12 protein-coding genes are annotated in these 17,142 nt (G+C 74.7%); 5 read left to right on the forward strand and 7 right to left on the reverse strand.

Annotated features, from left to right (window positions below; genetic code table 11):
- Positions 1-151: 151 nt before the first annotated feature.
- From arc to E9549_RS16005, 3 genes are all read right to left on the reverse strand, one after another.
- Positions 152-1,927: a proteasome ATPase gene (arc, locus tag E9549_RS15995; protein ID WP_236827558.1), complete on the reverse strand. Its 1,776-nt coding sequence runs from the start codon at positions 1,925-1,927 to the stop codon at positions 152-154.
- A 177-nt stretch (positions 1,928-2,104) separates the two neighbouring features.
- Positions 2,105-4,432 (reverse strand): hypothetical protein, encoded by a 2,328-nt coding sequence (locus E9549_RS16000; RefSeq protein ID WP_236827559.1) that lies wholly within the window; start codon positions 4,430-4,432, stop codon positions 2,105-2,107.
- Positions 4,433-4,454: 22 nt separating this feature from the next.
- A complete protein-coding gene (locus E9549_RS16005; protein WP_308113112.1) occupies positions 4,455-5,378 on the reverse strand; it encodes a tRNA (adenine-N1)-methyltransferase in 924 nt (307 codons plus the stop codon).
- A gap of 94 nt (positions 5,379-5,472) precedes the next feature.
- Between E9549_RS16005 and E9549_RS16010 the strand changes: the two genes are divergently transcribed.
- Positions 5,473-6,417, forward strand: coding sequence for a PD-(D/E)XK nuclease family protein (locus tag E9549_RS16010; RefSeq protein ID WP_236827561.1), 945 nt, complete (start codon positions 5,473-5,475; stop codon positions 6,415-6,417).
- A gap of 43 nt (positions 6,418-6,460) precedes the next feature.
- On the opposite strand, the gene E9549_RS16015 is transcribed toward E9549_RS16010, so the two are convergent.
- Positions 6,461-7,162 carry an HAD family phosphatase gene (locus E9549_RS16015; RefSeq protein ID WP_236827563.1) on the reverse strand — a complete coding sequence of 234 codons (702 nt, stop codon included), beginning with the start codon at positions 7,160-7,162 and terminating at the stop codon, positions 6,461-6,463.
- 233 nt (positions 7,163-7,395) lie between these two features.
- Here E9549_RS16015 and E9549_RS16020 point away from each other — a divergent pair, with 233 nt between their 5' ends.
- Positions 7,396-8,415: a GGDEF domain-containing protein gene (locus E9549_RS16020; protein WP_308113114.1), complete on the forward strand. Its 1,020-nt coding sequence runs from the start codon at positions 7,396-7,398 to the stop codon at positions 8,413-8,415.
- Here E9549_RS16020 and E9549_RS16025 read toward each other — a convergent pair whose 3' ends face one another.
- Together E9549_RS16025 and E9549_RS16030 are read right to left on the reverse strand one after the other, a co-directional pair.
- Positions 8,416-9,099, reverse strand: coding sequence for a class F sortase (locus E9549_RS16025; protein ID WP_236827565.1), 684 nt, complete (start codon positions 9,097-9,099; stop codon positions 8,416-8,418). It lies immediately after the preceding gene.
- Positions 9,100-9,179: 80 nt separating this feature from the next.
- Positions 9,180-9,950 (reverse strand): hypothetical protein, encoded by a 771-nt coding sequence (locus E9549_RS16030; RefSeq protein ID WP_236827567.1) that lies wholly within the window; start codon positions 9,948-9,950, stop codon positions 9,180-9,182.
- 286 nt (positions 9,951-10,236) lie between these two features.
- Between E9549_RS16030 and E9549_RS16035 the strand changes: the two genes are divergently transcribed.
- Entirely contained in the window at positions 10,237-10,827 is a 591-nt protein-coding gene (locus E9549_RS16035) for a copper resistance CopC family protein (protein ID WP_236827569.1), read from the forward strand.
- Between the two features lie 17 nt (positions 10,828-10,844).
- Positions 10,845-12,182 carry a copper resistance D family protein gene (locus tag E9549_RS16040; protein ID WP_236827571.1) on the forward strand — a complete coding sequence of 446 codons (1,338 nt, stop codon included), beginning with the start codon at positions 10,845-10,847 and terminating at the stop codon, positions 12,180-12,182.
- A 67-nt stretch (positions 12,183-12,249) separates the two neighbouring features.
- On the opposite strand, the gene metH is transcribed toward E9549_RS16040, so the two are convergent.
- Positions 12,250-16,044 (reverse strand): methionine synthase, encoded by a 3,795-nt coding sequence (gene metH / locus E9549_RS16045; protein ID WP_236827573.1) that lies wholly within the window; start codon positions 16,042-16,044, stop codon positions 12,250-12,252.
- Between the two features lie 214 nt (positions 16,045-16,258).
- On the opposite strand from metH, the gene E9549_RS16050 reads away from it, so the two are divergent.
- Positions 16,259-17,142 (forward strand): PAC2 family protein (locus tag E9549_RS16050; RefSeq protein ID WP_236827575.1); only part of this gene is annotated, 884 nt, incomplete at its 3' end.

The following is a 17,142-nucleotide window of genomic DNA, read 5'->3' on the forward strand; positions in this document are numbered from 1 at the left end:
GCATCAGGGGTCCTGGCTCACCACCGATCGTGAGCCAGGACCCCTGATGATCAGGTCACCTGATCATCAGCGAGCCGCCGGCTCGGGGCGGCCGCGGACAGACGGGCGGCCCGGCCACCGCGCAGGTGGCCGGGCCTCCGGGGCGTCGTGGCTAGAGGTACTGGCCGGTGTTGGTGGCCGTGTCGATGGCGCGGCCGGCCTCGTTGCCCTTCCCGCTGATCAGCGTGCGGATGTAGACGATCCGCTCGCCCTTCTTGCCCGAGATCCGGGCCCAGTCGTCCGGGTTGGTCGTGTTGGGCAGGTCCTCGTTCTCCTTGAACTCGTCGAGGCACGCCTGCATGAGGTGGCCGACGCGCAGCCCGCCGGTGCCCGTCTCCAGCCGCTCCTTGATCGCCATCTTCTTCGCGCGGTCGACGATGTTCTGCAGCATGGCGCCGGAGTTGAAGTCCTTGAAGTAGAGGACCTCCTTGTCACCGTTGGCGTAGGTGACCTCGAGGAAGCGGTTCTCCTCGCTCTCGGTGTACATCCGCTCGACGGTGCTCTGGATCATCCCGGCGATCGTCGACTCCCGGTTGCCGCCGTGCTCGGCCAGGTCGTCGGCGTGCAGGGGCAGGTCGGGCACCAGGTACTTGCTGAAGATGTCGCGGGCGGCCTCGGCGTCGGGCCGCTCGATCTTGATCTTCACGTCGAGCCGGCCGGGGCGCAGGATCGCCGGGTCGATCATGTCCTCCCGGTTGGAGGCGCCGATGACGATGACGTTCTCCAACCCCTCGACGCCGTCGATCTCGCTGAGCAGCTGCGGCACGATCGTCGACTCGACGTCGGAGGAGACCCCCGAGCCGCGGGTGCGGAAGATCGAGTCCATCTCGTCGAAGAACACGATGACCGGCGTGCCCTCGCTGGCCTTCTCGCGGGCGCGCTGGAACACCAGGCGGATGTGCCGCTCGGTCTCCCCGACGTACTTGTTCAGGAGCTCGGGGCCCTTGATGTTCAGGAAGTAGGACTTGGCCTGGTTCACGCCCTCGCCGCGCACCGCGGCGACCTTCTTGGCCAGCGAGTTGGCCACCGCCTTGGCGATGAGCGTCTTGCCGCACCCGGGCGGGCCGTAGAGCAGGATCCCCTTCGGCGGGCGCAGCTGGAACTCGCGGAACAGGTCGGCGTGCAGGAACGGCAGCTCGACGGCGTCGCGGATCTGCTCGATCTGCCGGGAGAGGCCGCCGATGTCCGCGTAGTCGATGTCGGGGACCTCCTCGAGGACGAGCTCCTCGACCTCGCTCTTGGGGATCCGCTCGTAGGCGTAGCCCGACCGGCTCTCCAGCAGCAGGGAGTCGCCGACGCGCAGGGGCTGCCCCGTGAGCGAGTCGGCGAGGTAGACGACGCGCTCCTCGTCGGTGTGCCCGATGACCAGCGCGCGCGGCGTGACGCCGTCGACCGGCTCGAGCAGCTCCTTGAGCATGACGACGTCGCCCTGGCGCTCGAAGTCGCGCGCCTCGACCACGTTCATCGCCTCGTTGAGCATGACCTCCTGCCCGGCGCGCAGGCCCTCCACCTCGACGTTGGGCGAGACGGAGACCCGCAGCTTGCGGCCGCCGGTGAAGACGTCGACCGTGCCGTCCTCGTAGGAGGTGAGGAAGACGCCGTAGCCCGACGGGGGCTGGCCCAGCCGGTCGACCTCCTCCTTCAGCGTGACCAGCTGCTCGCGGGCGTCCCGCAGCGTGCCGGCCAGCTTGTCGTTGCGCTCGGAGAGGAAGGCCGCCCGGCCCTCCGCCTCGGCGATCCGCTCCTCCAGCGCGCGCACCTGGCGCGGGCTGTCGGCCACCTTGCGGCGGAGCAGGCCGATCTCCTCCTCAAGGTAGGAGATCTGGCTGAGCAGCGAGGCGACGTCACGCTCACGCCGCGCCTTCAGCTCGTCAGGACCCAGGCCCATCACGCACCTCCGCACTGTCGGGGGAGCCAGGACGCAAATCTATACACGCGGGCGGACAGTTCGCCGTGGGCTCGCGGAGGTCGCGACCGCCTGCTAACGGCACTTGCGGGACGCCGCCACGGGTGCCGCGCGAGGGGTCGGTGCCCGCGCCGGTGCGCCGGCGGACGGCACGTCCCCTCAGTCGACCAGGTCGAGCGCCGCGCCGACCAGCGAGTCGACGTCCAGACCGTGGTACCGGTACACGCTGTCCAGGTCACCGCTCTGCCCGAAGCGGGTCACGCCCAGGTGCGCGGCCGGTGCGCCGCGGACGCCGGCGAGGAACGCCAGCGTGTGCGGGTGCCCGTCGAGGACGGTGACCAGCGGGGTGGCGCGGTCGGCCGGGAAGACGCTGTCGAGCACCCACGGCGACGCCTCGTCGAGCCCCCGCCGGGCCTGCGCGGCCCGGAACAGCAGCCCCGGGCTGGTCACGACGACGACGTCGGCCGGGAAGCCCAGCCCGTCGAGCCGCTCGGCGGCCGCCAGCGCCTCCGGGACGACCGCGCCCATCGCGGCCAGCGTGACCGCCGGGCGGGGCACCCGCCGCAGCGGGTAGGCGCCGGCGACCACCTGGCGACGTCGCCGCTCGCGGGCGGCCGGGTCGGCCGGGACGGCGGCGAGCGCCTGGTCGACCGGGCGGGTGGAGAGCCGCACGTAGGCCGACTGCCCGCCCGGGCGGCCCATCCGGCCGAGCGCCGCGAGCAGGCACCACTCCGTGTCGAGGGCGAACGCGGGCTCGTAGGACAGGCAGCCGGGCTGCTCCAGGCCGATCGACGGGGTCGTGATCGACTGGTGGGCGCCGCCCTCGGGCGCCAGCGTCACCCCGGACGGGGTGCCGACCAGCAGTGACTGGCCGCCGGCGTAGATGGTGAACGACCACGGCTCCAGCGCCCGCTCGACGAACGGGTCGTAGAGGACGCCGATCGGCAGCAGCGGCTGCCCCCACCGCGACCAGGTCGCCCCGAGCTCGCCGATGGCGCCGACGAGGTTGGTCTCGGCGATGCCCAGCTCCACGTGCTGGCCCGAGGGCCGTTCGCGCCAGTGCAGGATCGTCTCGGCGTCGTCGGCGAACCAGTCGCGGCGGTCCTCGTGGGACCAGACGCCGACCTTGTTGACCCAGCCGCCGAGGTTGGTCGAGCTGGACACGTCGGGGCTGACGGTGACCACCCGCCGGCCCACCTCCGGCGCGGCCCGGTTGAGGTCGAGCAGCGTGCGCCCCAGCGCCGCCTGCGTCGTCGCCGTCCCCGAGGGGGTGCGGCCCAGGTCGACGGGGACGGCCGGTGCGCCGCCGTCGTCGACCGGGGGGCGGGCCAGGCGCGCGGCGGCGCCGGCGAGCAGCGTGGCCGGAGCGCTGCCGGGCGGGAAGCCGGCCCACGGCTCGGCCGGGTCGACGCCGACGCGAGCGGCGAGCTCGTGCAGCTGGGCCTCGGTGAGCAGCGCGGAGTGGTTCTGCGGGTGGCCCTCGGTGGCCAGGCCGTAGCCCTTGAGCGTGTAGGCGATGACGACGGTGGGGCGGGTGTCGTCGATCTGCGCGAAGGCCGCCCGCAGCGCGGTCAGGTCGTGGCCGCCGAGGTTGCGCACCGCGGCGAGCAGGTCGGCGTCGGGGACGTCGGCGACCAGCCCGGAGACCGCGGCCGCCCCCGGCCCCTCCCCCGGCAGCTCGCGGCGGACCTCGTCGGCGGTGCGGCGCAGCAGCCGCTGGTACTCGGCGTTGCTCATGCCGTCGATCCGGTCGCGCAGCTCCGCGCCGCCGGGCCGGGTGAACAGCTCCTCGAGCAGCCGCCCGTACTTGACGGTGAGCACCTGCCAGCCGGCCGCCGTGAACATGCCCTGCAGCCGGGTGGCGCCCATGGTGGGGACGACCCGGTCCAGCGACTGCCGGTTGAGGTCAACGACCCAGTTCACCTCGCCGAGCTCGGCGACCATCGGGTCGAGCACGGCCTCCCAGACGGCGCCCTCGTCGAGCTCGGCGTCGCCGACCAGCGACCACTGGCGCCCGGTGCCGCCCGCGCCGAACTGCGTGTTGACGTAGCGGCGGGCCAGCGCCCCCCAGATCGGCGCGGTGGCCCCGATGCCGACCGAGCCGGTCGAGTAGTCGGCCGGGACGGGGTCCTTCAGCCGGGACGGGTAGGACTGCAGGCCGCCGAACTCGCGCAGCGTGGTCAGCCACGAGGCGTCGAGCTGCCCGAGCAGGAACTCCAGGGCGTGCAGCACCGGGCTGGCGTGCGGCTTGACCGAGACGCGGTCCTCGGCGGTCAGCTGCTCCAGCCACAGCGCCGTCATGATCGTGACCATCGAGGCGCTGGACGCCTGGTGACCGCCGACCTTGAGGCCCGAGGGGTTGGGCCGGACGCGGTTGGCGTGGTCGACGATCGCCGTCGCCAGCCACAGCACCCGCTGCTCGATCTCCCGCAGGGCGGCGTCGTCCGGGGCGTCGGGGCGCGCGGCGCCGGGCGCGGGGTCGGTCACGGCTGGTCTCCTCCCGGGCGGGTCAGTGCTTCTGCGCGCGGCGCTGCCGCACCGGGGCGACCGTGCCCTCGGCCAGGCGGCGCGCCGTGACGAGGAACGCGGTGTGGGCGACCATGCGGTGCTCGGGGCGGACGGCCAGGCCGACGGCGTGCCACGGCCGCAGCAGGCTCTCCCAGGCGTAGGGCTCGGTCCACACCCCCTGCGCGCGCAGCGCTTCCACGTAGGTGGACAGCTGGGTCACCGTCGCCACGTAGCCGACCAGCACGCCGCCCGGGCGCAGCGCCGCGGCGACCGTGGGCAGCACCGCCCAGGGCTCCAGCATGTCGAGCACGACGCGGTCGACGACCTCCTCGGCCGGGTGGTCGGCCAGGTCGCCCTGCCGCAGGCTCCAGTTGGCCGGCACCTCCCCGAAGAAGGCGCCGACGTTGGCCCGCGCCACGTCGAGGAAGTCCTCGCGCCGCTCGTAGCTGGTGAGCGAGCCCTCGGAGCCGACGGCGCGCAGCAGCGAGCAGCTCAGGGCGCCCGACCCGGCGCCGGCCTCCAGCACCCGCATCCCCGGCCCGACGTCGCCGAAGCCGACGATCTGGGCGGCGTCCTTCGGGTAGATGACCTGGGCGCCCCGGGGCATGGAGAGCACGTAGTCGGCCAGCAGCGGCCGCAGCGCCAGGTAGCCGGTGTTGGCCGTCGAGTGGACCACCGATCCCTCCGGCGCCCCGATGAGGTCGTCGTGCTCGATCGCGCCGCGGTGGGTGTGGAACTGCTTCCCGGGCGTCAGGACGATCGTGTGCAACCGGCCCTTGGGGTCGGTCAGCTGCACCCGGTCGCCGGCCGCGAACGCGCCCTCGACGGGCTCGGCCCGCTGCGCGGGGACCTCCCCGGGCGCGTCCTCCGGCGCGGTCGGCGCCTCGTCGACGACGTCGGTCCCGGGCTCCTGCTCACTGGTCACGGGCGGTCAGCCTACGGACGGCGTCCCCCGACCCCGGACGCCGATGCGGCGCGGGCGCTCCGAACTGTCGGAGGGGCCACCTAGCCTCGGGACCATGACGGCGATGGTGCAGACCGACCCGACGACCGACGGCTCCGCGGCAGCGGTCGCGCCGGCCGAGGAGGCCGCCCCGCGCCGCCCCTCCCTCTCCCCCAGCCGCGCGGCGGACTTCAAGACCTGCCCGTTGCTGTACCGCTACCGCACCATCGACCGCCTGCCCGAGCGCGAGAGCCTCGCGGCCGTCCGCGGCACGCTCGTCCACTCGGTGCTGGAGCGCCTCTACGACCTGCCCCCGGCGCAGCGCACCCCCGAGAGCGCCCTGGAGCTGGTGGAGCCGGCCTGGGCCGAACTGCGGGACGAGCCGGGCATCGCCGAGCTCTTCGAGACCGGGCAGGAGGACGGCGCCGAGAGCGACGCCAACGCCCCGGAGTCGGTGGCGGCCTGGCTGGCCTCGGCCGGGAAGCTGGTCGAGAAGTACTTCGCGCTGGAGGACCCGCGCCGCATCCAGCCGGCCGGCCGCGAGGAGCTCGTCGAGGTCACCCTGCCCGACGGGCTGCTGCTGCGCGGCTACGTCGACCGGCTGGACGTCGCCCCGAACGGTGCGCTGCGGGTGGTCGACTACAAGACCGGCTCCATGCCGCGCGAGGCGTTCGAGTCCAAGGCGCTGTTCCAGATGAAGTTCTACGCGCTGGTGCTGTGGCGCACCCGCGGGGTCGTCGCCGCGCAGTTGAAGCTGCTCTACCTCGGCGACGGCGACGCGCTGACCTACGCGCCGGAGGAGGCGGAGCTGGTCCGCTTCGAGCGGACCCTCCTGGCCATCTGGTCGGCCATCGAGCGGGCGGTGGCCACCGGCGAGTTCCGGCCGAACAAGAGCCGGCTGTGCGGCTGGTGCGACCACCAGGCGCTGTGCCCGGAGTTCGGTGGCACTCCCCCGCCGTTCCCGGCCGACGCCGCTGCGGCGGCCGGCTGGCGGACGACGCTGCCGGTCACCCCGGTGTGACTCCGGCCGGCCGGCCGGTCCCGGCTGCGGCCCGCGGGGCGCGTCAGCGCTCGGCGAGCTCGACCGGCGCCGCCGCCAGCACCTCCGCCAGCTCGTCCACGCCGATACCGGTCAGCGTCTCCACCAGCGTGAGCCCGGGCGCGGGCGGCACCGGCTGCATCGCCGGCACCCCGAGCACCGCCATCCCGGCGGCCAGCCCGGCGGTGACGCCGACCAGCGAGTCCTCGACCACCACGCAGGCGGACGGCACCACGTCCAGCGCGGCGGCCGCCTGGAGGTAGGGCGCCGGGTCGGGCTTGCGGGCGGGGACCTCGTCGCCGCACACGGTGACGTCGAAGGGGCTGCCGCCCAGGTCGGCCGCGATGCGGCCCAGCACGATGTCGGCGAGCCGGCGCGGCGTCGTCGTCACCAGGGCGGCGCGCAGCCCCGCGGCCCGGACCGCCGCCACCAGGTCCCGGGCTCCCGGCTGCCAGGTGATCCCGGCGCCCATGAGCTCGGCTACCCGCTCCTCCACCCACCGGGCGTCGGCCTGCAGCTGCTCCTCGGTGCGGAGGAGTCCCAGGTCGGCGTGCAGCACCTGCATCGAGCGGCGCATGCTCGTCCCGACCGTCCGTGCGCGCGCCTCGGGCGACATGCGGCCGCCCAGCGATGCGGCGAGCTCGAACATCGCCTCGCCCCAGTACTCCTCGGTCTGCACCAGGGTGCCGTCCATGTCGAACAGGACGGCGGCGAGCTCGTTCGGCATCAGGCTGCGACGTTCCTTCGCGGTGGGCCCCGGGTGCGCGAGGCGCACGGCGGGGACGGGTGGACGAGGCCTCGACCGTCCCCGGCAGACGTCCACGCGGTGGGTGTTCCGCGGGTGCCAGTCTCCCAGCCCGCCGGACCGGGACGGACGGTGCCCCGCAGCCGACCCCCTCGTCGGGGGCAGACCGGCCGGGATCGCTCCAGCAGCTCCGGGCGCGCACCGATGGGGACCGGGTGAGCGCAGTGCCGGCCGAGCCGTTCCCGCGGGACGTCACCTCGCCGCGGGTGATGGCCCGGACGCTGGCGCTCTTCTACGTCGCCGGCGGGAGCACGGCCGTGCTGGCCGCGGGCGGCGGGAGCGACCACCCCGGGAGCCGCTGGCTGGTCGCCGGGATCGGCCTGCTCGCCGTGGTGGTGGGCGCTGGGATCTTCCGCTGGGACGTCGTGCCCCCGCGGGTGGTCCTCGGCGGGCTGGTGACGGCGGGCAGCTGCCTCATCGGCACCGTCGTCGTCCTCTCGCCCGATGCCGCCACCGCTGTCATCTGCGCGTCGATCAGCGCGTTCGTCGGCGTCATCGCCTGCTTCTTCGCCGACCGCCGGGTGGCCGTGGCGCACGTCTCGACCGTCGTCGGCGTCACCACGGGTGCGCTGCTGCTCCGCGGTGACGCGTCGGCCGTGACCGCCGCGGCCCTGGCGGTCGTCGTGAGCACCCTGGCCTGCGTCACCCGGGCGCTGGTCCTGCGCGCCTCCGATGCGGGCAGCGACTCCCTCACGGGGCTGGCCAACCGGCGGGCCTTCGACGAGGCGCTCGGTGAGCACACCCGCCGCCCCGACGTCGCGCTGTCCGCGGCGCTGCTCGACCTCGACCACTTCAAGCAGATCAACGACACCGACGGGCACGAGGCCGGCGACCACCTGCTGCGCCGGGTCGCCGGGAGCTGGCGGCCGGCGCTGCCCGCCGGAGCCCTGCTGGCCCGCCACGGCGGCGACGAGTTCGCCCTCCTGCTCCCCGGCCTGGACGGCACCGCGGCGCTCGCGCTGGTCCGGCACCTGTGCGCGCTCGTGCCCGAGGTCGGCGTCTCCGCCGGCGTCGCCGAGCGCTGCCCCGGCGACACCGCCGCCCAGCTCATGCGCCGCGCCGACCTGGCGCTCTACCGGGTGAAGGCCGGCGGCCGCGGCGCGGCGGCGCTGCACAGCGACGACTCCCCGAGGCCGCCGCGTCCCGGTGACCGCCGGCCGGCCCGGCGGAGCTGATCAGGCGGCTCGGGTCCCCACGAGGGTGGCGAAGGCGATCACGTTGTCCTCGTAGCTGCGGGCGGAGGAGTCGAAGTCCCCGCCGCAGGTGATCAGCCGCAACTGCGCGTCGAGGGTGTCGCCGTAGACCTCGAGGGTCGGGAAGTCGTCCTTCGCGTGGCGCTCCACCCGGTCGACGGCGAAGACGGCGACCGTGCCGTCGGCGCGGGCCACCTCGATCTCGTCACCGGGCTGCAGGGCACCCAGGTCGAAGAAGACGCCCGGCCCGTGCTCGGCGGAGTCCACGTGGCCGAGCAGCACCGCCGGGCCCACCGCGCCGGGAGCCGGTCCGCGCTCGTACCAGCCGGCCCGGTCGTCGGGGCCGAGCGGCGGGACCTCGACGGCGCCGTCGTCGTCCAGGCCGAGCCGCAGCAGGTCGCTGGTCACGTCGATGGCGGGGACGCGCACCGAGACCGGCTCGGCCACGCTGTCCGCCGGCGGTCCGGCGGCCGGCGCCTGCGGGCCGGCCGGTGCGGAGGCCGACGAGGGTGCGGCCGGTGCGGGACCCCCGGCCACCGCCGGCTGGGGTGCCTGCCGTTGCCCGGTCACGGCCACGACCACGGCCACGACGGCGACGAGGGCCAGGCCGGCGGCGAGCGCGACCCACCGGCGGGGGCTGGGTCGGCGGGTGTCCTGCTCGGTCACGGGAGGTCCTTCCGGGGGTGCTGGTGGGCGGGGTGCGGGCCGCGCCGGGGCGTGCTGCCCCCGCGCGGCCCGCAGCCGGGTCAGGCCTGGCCGGCCTGACGACGGCGGTAGGCGACGGTGCCCGCGGCGACGGCACCGGCCGCGGCCAGGGCCCCCACGCCGATGGCCGCCTGGTTCTCGGTGCCGGCCGTGCCGCCGGCGCCGGTCTCGGCACCGCCCGCCGGAGCGGCACCCGTCTGGGCGGCCTCGAACGCACCGCACGCGGCCGGGGCGGTGGCCTCCATGGGCAGCGCCGGGTCCAGATCGCTCATGACGTCGCCGTCGTAGGCGCCCGAACCGTCGGCGTCCACGCCGTGGAGCACGAGGACGGCGGTGCCGTCCTCGAACGCCTGGTGGACGTCGTCGGTGACCTCGAACGTCCGCTCGTAGCTGATCGAGCCACCCTCGGCGGTCGGGAACCTGTCGATGGCCAGACCGCTGTCCGGACCGGTGTCACCGGTCGTGGTCAGCGACGACCCGATCGCCCCGTAGTAGGGGGCGCCCTCGGTGACGCTGACGAAGCCGTCCCCGTTCTCGTCGTCGGCGTCGGTCGGGCACGCGCCCTGGGCGCCGATGTGGACGTGCTGGGCGTGCGGCGAACCGGCGAGCAGCCCCGTGGCCTCGATCATGACGGTCGCGGTGCTGCCGTCCAGCGTCACCATGCCGGTGCCCGTGACACCGGACGCGTTCAGCGCGGCGAGGTCGGCCTGGTAGCTGTGCGTGCCCTCGTGCGCCGAGGCGGTGGAGACGGCCAGCAAGGGGAAGGCCGCGGCGGCCAGGGCGACGGTCGGGAGTGCGAGTGCCTTGCGCAAGGTGTGCTCCTCGTGGTCGGAGAGAGGCGGCGGCCGGCGACCGTCCACCCTCGTGCCGGCCGGTGCGCTCTGCACCGGCCGTGGTCCCGTTCCGGGGACCTGGGCAGCAGCGCCGGTCTCCCGGCGGCTCGCTGCACGACCTGCATTCGGAGGCCGGCCGCGGATCGGTTCACCCCGCTTTTGGGGAGGCCGTGCCCCCGCGGGTGGTGGTCGACCGAGACGGGACGGTGCCGGAGGCTGGTCGCGCCCGGGGATCCGGAAACCCGGCTGGGAACGAAGGACGGGCATGACCGCTTCGCGACAGGTCCGCCGGCCGAGGCGGACGGCGCTCCTGCTCACCGTGCTGGCCGGCGTCCTCCTCCTCGGTGCGGCACCGGCCGCGCTGGCGCACGACGGCCTGGTGGGCACCACCCCGGCGGCCGGGACCACCGTCCCCGCGCCCCCGGCCACGGTCGAGGTGGCGTTCACGGGGGCACCGCTCCCCCTCGGCACCCTCGTGGAGGTGACGGACGCCGCCGGTGCCGTCGTCTCCGCGGGGGACCCGGAGATCCGGGGCACGACGGTCGTCCAGGCGCTCGCCGCCGAGCTGCCGGCCGGTGGTTACCACGTCCGGTGGCGCAGCACCTCCTCCGACGGGCACGCGCTGACGGGCTCCTTCGACTTCGCCGTCGCCGCCCCGAGCACGCCCGCCGCCGAGCCGCCGGCCCCCGCCGTGCCCGCACCCGAGCCCGTCGCGCCCTCGCCCGCGGCTGCGGTCCAGGACGTGGGGCCGGCGTCCTCGGGCGCCCCGGTCGCCGGGATCTGGGTCGCCGTCGGCGCGGTCGTCCTGGTGGGGCTCGGCGTCCTCCTCGTGGGCCGGCAGCGCGGGCGCCGGTGACGGGCACCGTGCCCGTCGTGCCGGTGCGCACGCCGGGTACCCGCAGCCGGTCCCCGCGGGTCGGGTTCGCGCTCCTCGCCGCGGGCCTCGTCGCGCTGCTGGCCGGGGCCCTGGTGGCCGGCGGCGGGGCACCGGACGCGGACCCGTCGGCGGGCGCCGGCGCGCTGGTCGAGTGGGGGCAGCCGCTGGTCACCCTCGTCGGGCGGGTGGCCGCGGTGGGCACCGTCGGCTCGTTGCTGCTCGCCGCCGTCCTGCTCCCCGGCCGGGACGGGCTGCCGGCGGAGTCCCTCCGGGCGCTGCGCGCGGCGTCGTCCTGGGCGCTGGTCTGGGCCGCGGCGGCGGCCCTGGGGGCGCTGCTCACCGTGAGCCGGCTGCTCGGGGTCGCCCCCGCCGCACTCACCTGGGCCCCGCTGCGCGTCTTCCTCGAGGACACCGGCGCGGGACGCGCCGCGCTGCTGGTGGTGGCGCTCGCCGGGCTGGTCGGGGTGGCCGCGCGCCGGTGCGCCGGCGTCCCGGCCGCGGTCTCGCTGCTGCTCGTGGCGGGTGCCGCGCTGGTCGTCCCGGTCGCGCTCTCCGGTCACTCCGCCGCGGCGGAGGACCACCTCCTGGCGGTCACGACCCTCGGTGTCCACGTCGTCGCGGCGACCGCGTGGGTGGGCGGGCTGCTGGCCCTCCTCGTCCACGCCCCCCACGGAGCGGCGGCGCGGGTGGCGGCGCCCCGGTTCAGCCGCCTGGCGCTGGTCTGCTTCCTCGCCGTGACCGCCTCGGGGGCGCTCGCCGCGGGGCTGCTGCTCGGCGGGAGCGCCGGCACGCTGGCGGCACTGGGCACCGGCTACGGCGCCCTGCTGCTGGCCAAGGCCGCCGGGCTGACCGTTCTCGGCGTCCTCGGCGCGCTGCACCGCCGGCACACCCTCCCCCGGCTGCACGCCGGTGACGGCCGGGAGTTCCGCCGGTTCGCGGCCGGCGAGGTCGTGCTGATGCTGGCGACGGTGGCGCTGGCCGTCGCGCTGGCGGCCTCACCGCCGCCGGCGGGCGCCGGGCACGCGGCCGCGTCCACCGCCGCCCCGGCGGCGGGTGCCGACCCGATGGCCGGGCACGACCACGGCGAGCTGTCGGTGGGGGTGCTCGTCGACGACGCGCGCTTCCACGTCGCCGGCCCGGTCGCGCCGGGGGCCCGGGTGAGCGTCCTCAACTCGTCCGCCTCGGAGGTCACGCTCACCGCGGCCGACGGGTCCTTCGACGTCGTCGTCCCCGCCGGGACGCTGACCACCTTCCCGGCCCCCGCCGAACCCGGCGCCCACCCCTTCTCCAGCCGCCACTCCCCCGCGTTCGCCGACGTCCTCCTCGTCCGGTGAGGCGATAGGACGGCCCGGGTCCAGAGGCCCGCCCTGAGCCTGCGAAGGGCGAGGGGACCCGGGTCCTTCAGTCGTCCTCGGTGCGGTAGCCCAGGTTGGGCGAGAGCCACCGCTCGGCCTCGGCGACGGTCCACCCCTTGCGGGCGGCGTAGTCCTCGACCTGGTCGCGGCCGACCCGGCCGAGCACGAAGTACCGGGCCTGCGGGTGGGCGAGGTAGAGGCCGCTCACCGCGGCGCCGGGCCACATGGCCAGGCTCTCGGTGAGCTGGATGCCGGTGGCGGCCTCGACGTCGAGCAGGTCCCAGATGGTCAGCTTCTCGGTGTGCTCCGGGCACGCCGGGTAGCCCGGCGCCGGGCGGATGCCGCGGTACCTCTCCGCGATCAGCGCCTCGTTGTCCAGCGACTCGTCGGTGGCGTAGCCCCAGAACTCCCGGCGGACCCGCTCGTGCAGCCGCTCGGCGAAGGCCTCGGCCAGCCGGTCGGCCAGCGCCTCGAGCATGATCGCGCTGTAGTCGTCGTTGTCCTTCTTGAACGCCGCCACCCGCTCGGCCGAGCCCAGCCCGGCGGTCACCGCGAAGGCCCCGACGTAGTCGCGCAGGCCGGTCTCCTTCGGCGCCACGAAGTCGGCGAGGGACTTGCGCGGCGAGCCGTCGCGGCCCTCGGTCTGCTGGCGCAGCTGGTGCAGCGTCGCCCGGACGGCGGTGCGGGACTCGTCGGCGTAGACCTCGATGTCCTCGCCGCCGACCCGGTTGGCCGGGAACAGCCCGAAGACGCCGCTGGCCCGCAGCCACCGCTCGTCGACGATCCGGTCGAGCATCGCCTGGGCGTCCTGGTGCAGCCGGCGGGCGGCCTCCCCGGTCGCCGGGTTGTGCAGGATGTCGGGGAACCGGCCGCGCATCTCCCACGCGTTGAAGAACGGCTGCCAGTCGATGTACTCCCGCAGCTCGGCCAGCGGGTAGTCGTGGAAGTGCCGCACGAACTGGGTGACCTCCCCCAGCGCGCAGGCCGGACCCTCGCAGACGTCCCTGGCCTGCTGCAGCAGCATCCGCGGCCGCGGCGGGGTGTAACCGCTCCAGTCCACCGGCGTCGCGGCGGCGCGCGCCTGGGCCAGCGGCAGCAGGCTGCGGCTGTCCTGGCGGGCGGCGTGCCGCTCCCGCAGCGCCGCGTAGTCGGCCGCGGTCTCGGCGAGCAGCGCCGGCCGCTGCTCGTCCGAGAGCAGCGCGGCGACGACGGGCACCGACCGCGAGGCGTCCTTCACCCAGATCACCGGGCCGTGGTACTTCGGCGCCACCTTCACGGCGGTGTGCGCCCGCGAGGTGGTGGCGCCGCCGATGAGCAGCGGGATCTCGAAGCCCTGCCGCTCCATCTCCGAGGCCAGGCCCACCATCTCGTCCAGCGAGGGGGTGATCAGCCCGGAGAGCCCGATGATGTCGGCGCCCTCCTCCTTGGCGGCGTCCAGGATCCGCTGCCCCGGCACCATGACCCCGAGGTCGACGACGTCGTAGTTGTTGCACTGCAGGACGACGCCGACGATGTTCTTGCCGATGTCGTGGACGTCGCCCTTCACGGTGGCCATGACGACCTTGCCGTTGCTGCGCTGGGCATCGCCGGGCTGCTTCTCCGCCTCGATGAACGGGATGAGGTAGGCGACGGCCTTCTTCATGACCCGGGCGGACTTCACCACCTGCGGCAGGAACATCTTCCCGGCGCCGAAGAGGTCGCCGACGACGTTCATCCCGTCCATCAACGGGCCCTCGATGACCTCGATGGGCCGCCCGCCGCGCGCGGAGATCTCCCGGCGGAGCTCCTCGGTGTCGTCCTCGACGTGCGCGTCGATGCCCTTGACCAGGGCGTGGGTGATCCGCTCCCCCACCGGGAGGGCGCGCCACTCCTCGGTGGCGATCTCCCTGGCCGCGCCGTCGCCGGCGTAGTCGCCGGCGATCTCCAGCAGCCGCTCGGTGGCGTCGGGCCGGCGGGCGAGGACGACGTCCTCGATCCGCTCCCGCAGCTGGGCGGGCACCTCGTCGTACACCTCGAGCGCACCGGCGTTGACGATGCCCATGTCCATGCCGGCGGCGATCGCGTGGAACAGGAAGACGGCGTGGATCGCCTCGCGCACCCGGTTGTTGCCGCGGAAGGAGAACGAGACGTTGGAGACCCCGCCGGAGACCAGCGCGCCGGGCAGGTGCTGCTTGATCCAGCGGGTCGCCTCGATGAAGTCCAGGCCGTAGCGCGCGTGCTCCTCGATCCCCGTGGCGACGGCGAAGACGTTCGGGTCGAAGATGATGTCCTCGGCGGGGAAGCCGACCCGCTCGGTGAGCACGTCGTAGGCCCGCCGGCAGATCTCGATCCGCCGCTCGAGGGTGTCGGCCTGGCCCTGCTCGTCGAAGGCCATGACGACGGCGGCTGCGCCGTACCTGCGGCAGAGCGCCGCCTGCTGGACGAACTCCTCCTCGCCGTTCTTCAGCGAGATCGAGTTGACGATCGCCTTGCCCTGGACGTTCTTCAGCCCGGCCTCGATGACCTCCCACTTCGACGAGTCGATCATCGTCGGCACGCGGCAGATGTCCGGCTCGGCGGCGATCAGCTTGGTGAAGCGGTCCATCGCCTCGACGCCGTCGATCATCCCCTCGTCCATGTTGACGTCGATGACCTGGGCGCCGGCCTCCACCTGCTGGCGGGCGACGGCGAGGGCCGCCGGGTAGTCGCCGGCCTTGATGAGGTTCCGGAAGCGCGCCGACCCGGTGATGTTGGTCCGCTCGCCGACGTTGACGAACAGCGACTCCTCGGTGACCACCAGCGGCTCGAGCCCGGACAGCCGCAGCGCGGGGCGCGACCCGGCCGGCGTCCGCGGGGCCGTGCCCTCCACCGACCGGGCGATCGCCGCGATGTGCTGCGGGGTGGTGCCGCAGCAGCCCCCCACGAGGTTCACGAACCCGGCCTCGGCGAACTCGGCGACGATCGCCGCGGTCTGCTCGGGCGACTCGTCGTACTCGCCGAAGGCGTTGGGCAGCCCCGCGTTCGGGTAGCAGGAGACGAAGGTGTCGGCGACCCGGGAGAGCTCGGCGACGTAGGGGCGCATCTCCGCGGCGCCGAGCGCGCAGTTCAGCCCCACCAGCAGCGGCCGCACGTGCCGGACGGAGTGCCAGAAGGCCTCGGTGACCTGCCCCGACAGGGTCCGCCCCGAGGCGTCGGTGATCGTGCCGGAGATCATGACCGGCCAGCGCCGGCCCGCCTGCTCGAACAGCTCCTCCAGCGCGAAGATCGCCGCCTTGGCGTTGAGCGTGTCGAAGATGGTCTCGACCAGCAGGGCGTCGGCGCCGCCGTCGACCAGACCCTTCGCCTGCTCGAGGTAGGCCGCGACCAGCTCGTCGAAGGTGACGTTGCGGGCGCCCGGGTCGTTGACGTCGGGCGAGATCGACGCCGTGCGGCTGGTCGGGCCGATGGCCCCGGCCACGTATCGGGGCTTCCCCGGCGTCCGGGCGGTCATCGCGTCGGCCTCGCGGCGGGCCAGCCGGGCCGAGGCCACGTTGAGCTCGTAGGCGAGGTCCTGCATGCCGTAGTCGGCGAGCGAGATCGTGGTCGCGTTGAAGGTGTTGGTCTCGACGAGGTCCGCTCCGGCCTCGAGGTACTCGCGGTGGATGCCCGCGATCAGCTCGGGCCGGGTGATGCTCAGCAGGTCGTTGTTGCCCTGCACGTCGGTGGGCCAGTCGGCGAAGCGCTCCCCGCGGTAACCGGCCTCGTCGGGGCGGTCCCGCTGGATCGCCGTTCCCATGGCGCCGTCGAGCACCAGGATCCGCTCCTGCAGCAGGGCGGTGAGCGCCGCTGTCGCATCGGGGCGGAGGTCGGGTGACTCGGACACGGTGATCCCCAGAGGTTCTGCTGGATGGGCGTGCGGGCCTCGCGCTCCGTCACCCCGGCGGGCTGGCCCAGGCCTGGGCGTTCCCGATGTCGGCGCCCATTCTCGCACCCGGGGCACCCGAGGTGCAGCGGGCGTCGCGGACGGGGACCCCGCCGGTGGGTGAACCGCGGGCGTGCGCCGGGCGGGACGGCGGGATCGACGTAGGCTGGCAGAGGTGATCGATCCGAAGCCCGACGCAGAAGACCTGCCGCAGCTCACCGACCCGGTGGTCGTGGTGGCGTTCGAGGGCTGGAACGACGCCGGGGACGCCGCCACCGGGGCCGTCGAGCACCTGGAGCTGATCTGGGACGCCAAGCCCCTGGCCGCCCTGGACCCCGAGGACTACTACGACTTCCAGGTCAACCGGCCCACGGTCTCCCTGGTCGGCGGGGTGAGCCGGCGCGTCGAGTGGCCGACCACCCGCATCTCGGTGGCGCGGCCCGAGGGGCTGGACCGGGACGTCGTGCTCATCCGCGGCATCGAGCCCAACATGCGCTGGCGCAGCTTCTGCGAGGAGCTGCTGGAGATCCTCGACGAGCTCGACGCCTCGATCGTCGTCGCGCTCGGTGCCCTGCTGGCCGACACCCCGCACACCCGTCCCACGCCGGTCACCGGGTCGGCCTACGACGGCGAGTCGGCCCGGGCCTACGGGCTGGAGACCTCCCGCTACGAGGGCCCCACCGGCATCCTCGGGGTATTCCAGGACGCCTGCGTGCAGTCGGGGCTCCCGGCGATCAGCTTCTGGGCCGCCGTGCCGCACTACGTCTCCCAGCCGCCGTCGCCGCGCGCCACCGTCGCGCTGCTGCAGCGGGTCGAGGAGGTCCTGGAGATCACCGTGCCGCTCGGCGCGCTGCCCCAGCAGGCCGACGACTGGGTGAAGACGGTCGACGAGATGGCCAGCGAGGACGCCGAGGTCGTCGAGTACGTGCGCTCGCTGGAGGAGCGGGCCACCGAGGTCGACCTCTCCCAGGCCAACGGCGACCAGATCGCCCGCGAGTTCGAGCGCTACCTGCGCCGCCGCGGCGGCGCAGGTAGCGCTCGAACTCGCGGGCGATCTGG

It is taken from the genome of Blastococcus sp. MG754426 (genome assembly GCF_021699055.1).
GTDB lineage: Bacteria > Actinomycetota > Actinomycetes > Mycobacteriales > Geodermatophilaceae > Blastococcus.

Bases quoted from the DNA above. Each gene is read 5' to 3' on its own strand.
- arc (WP_236827558.1), bottom strand. From the start codon at position 1,927: ATGGGCCTGGGTCCTGACGAGCTGAAGGCGCGGCGTGAGCGTGACGTC.
- E9549_RS16010 (WP_236827561.1), top strand. From the start codon at position 5,473: ATGACGGCGATGGTGCAGACCGACCCGACGACCGACGGCTCCGCGGCA.
- E9549_RS16015 (WP_236827563.1), bottom strand. From the start codon at position 7,162: ATGCCGAACGAGCTCGCCGCCGTCCTGTTCGACATGGACGGCACCCTG.
- E9549_RS16035 (WP_236827569.1), top strand. From the start codon at position 10,237: ATGACCGCTTCGCGACAGGTCCGCCGGCCGAGGCGGACGGCGCTCCTG.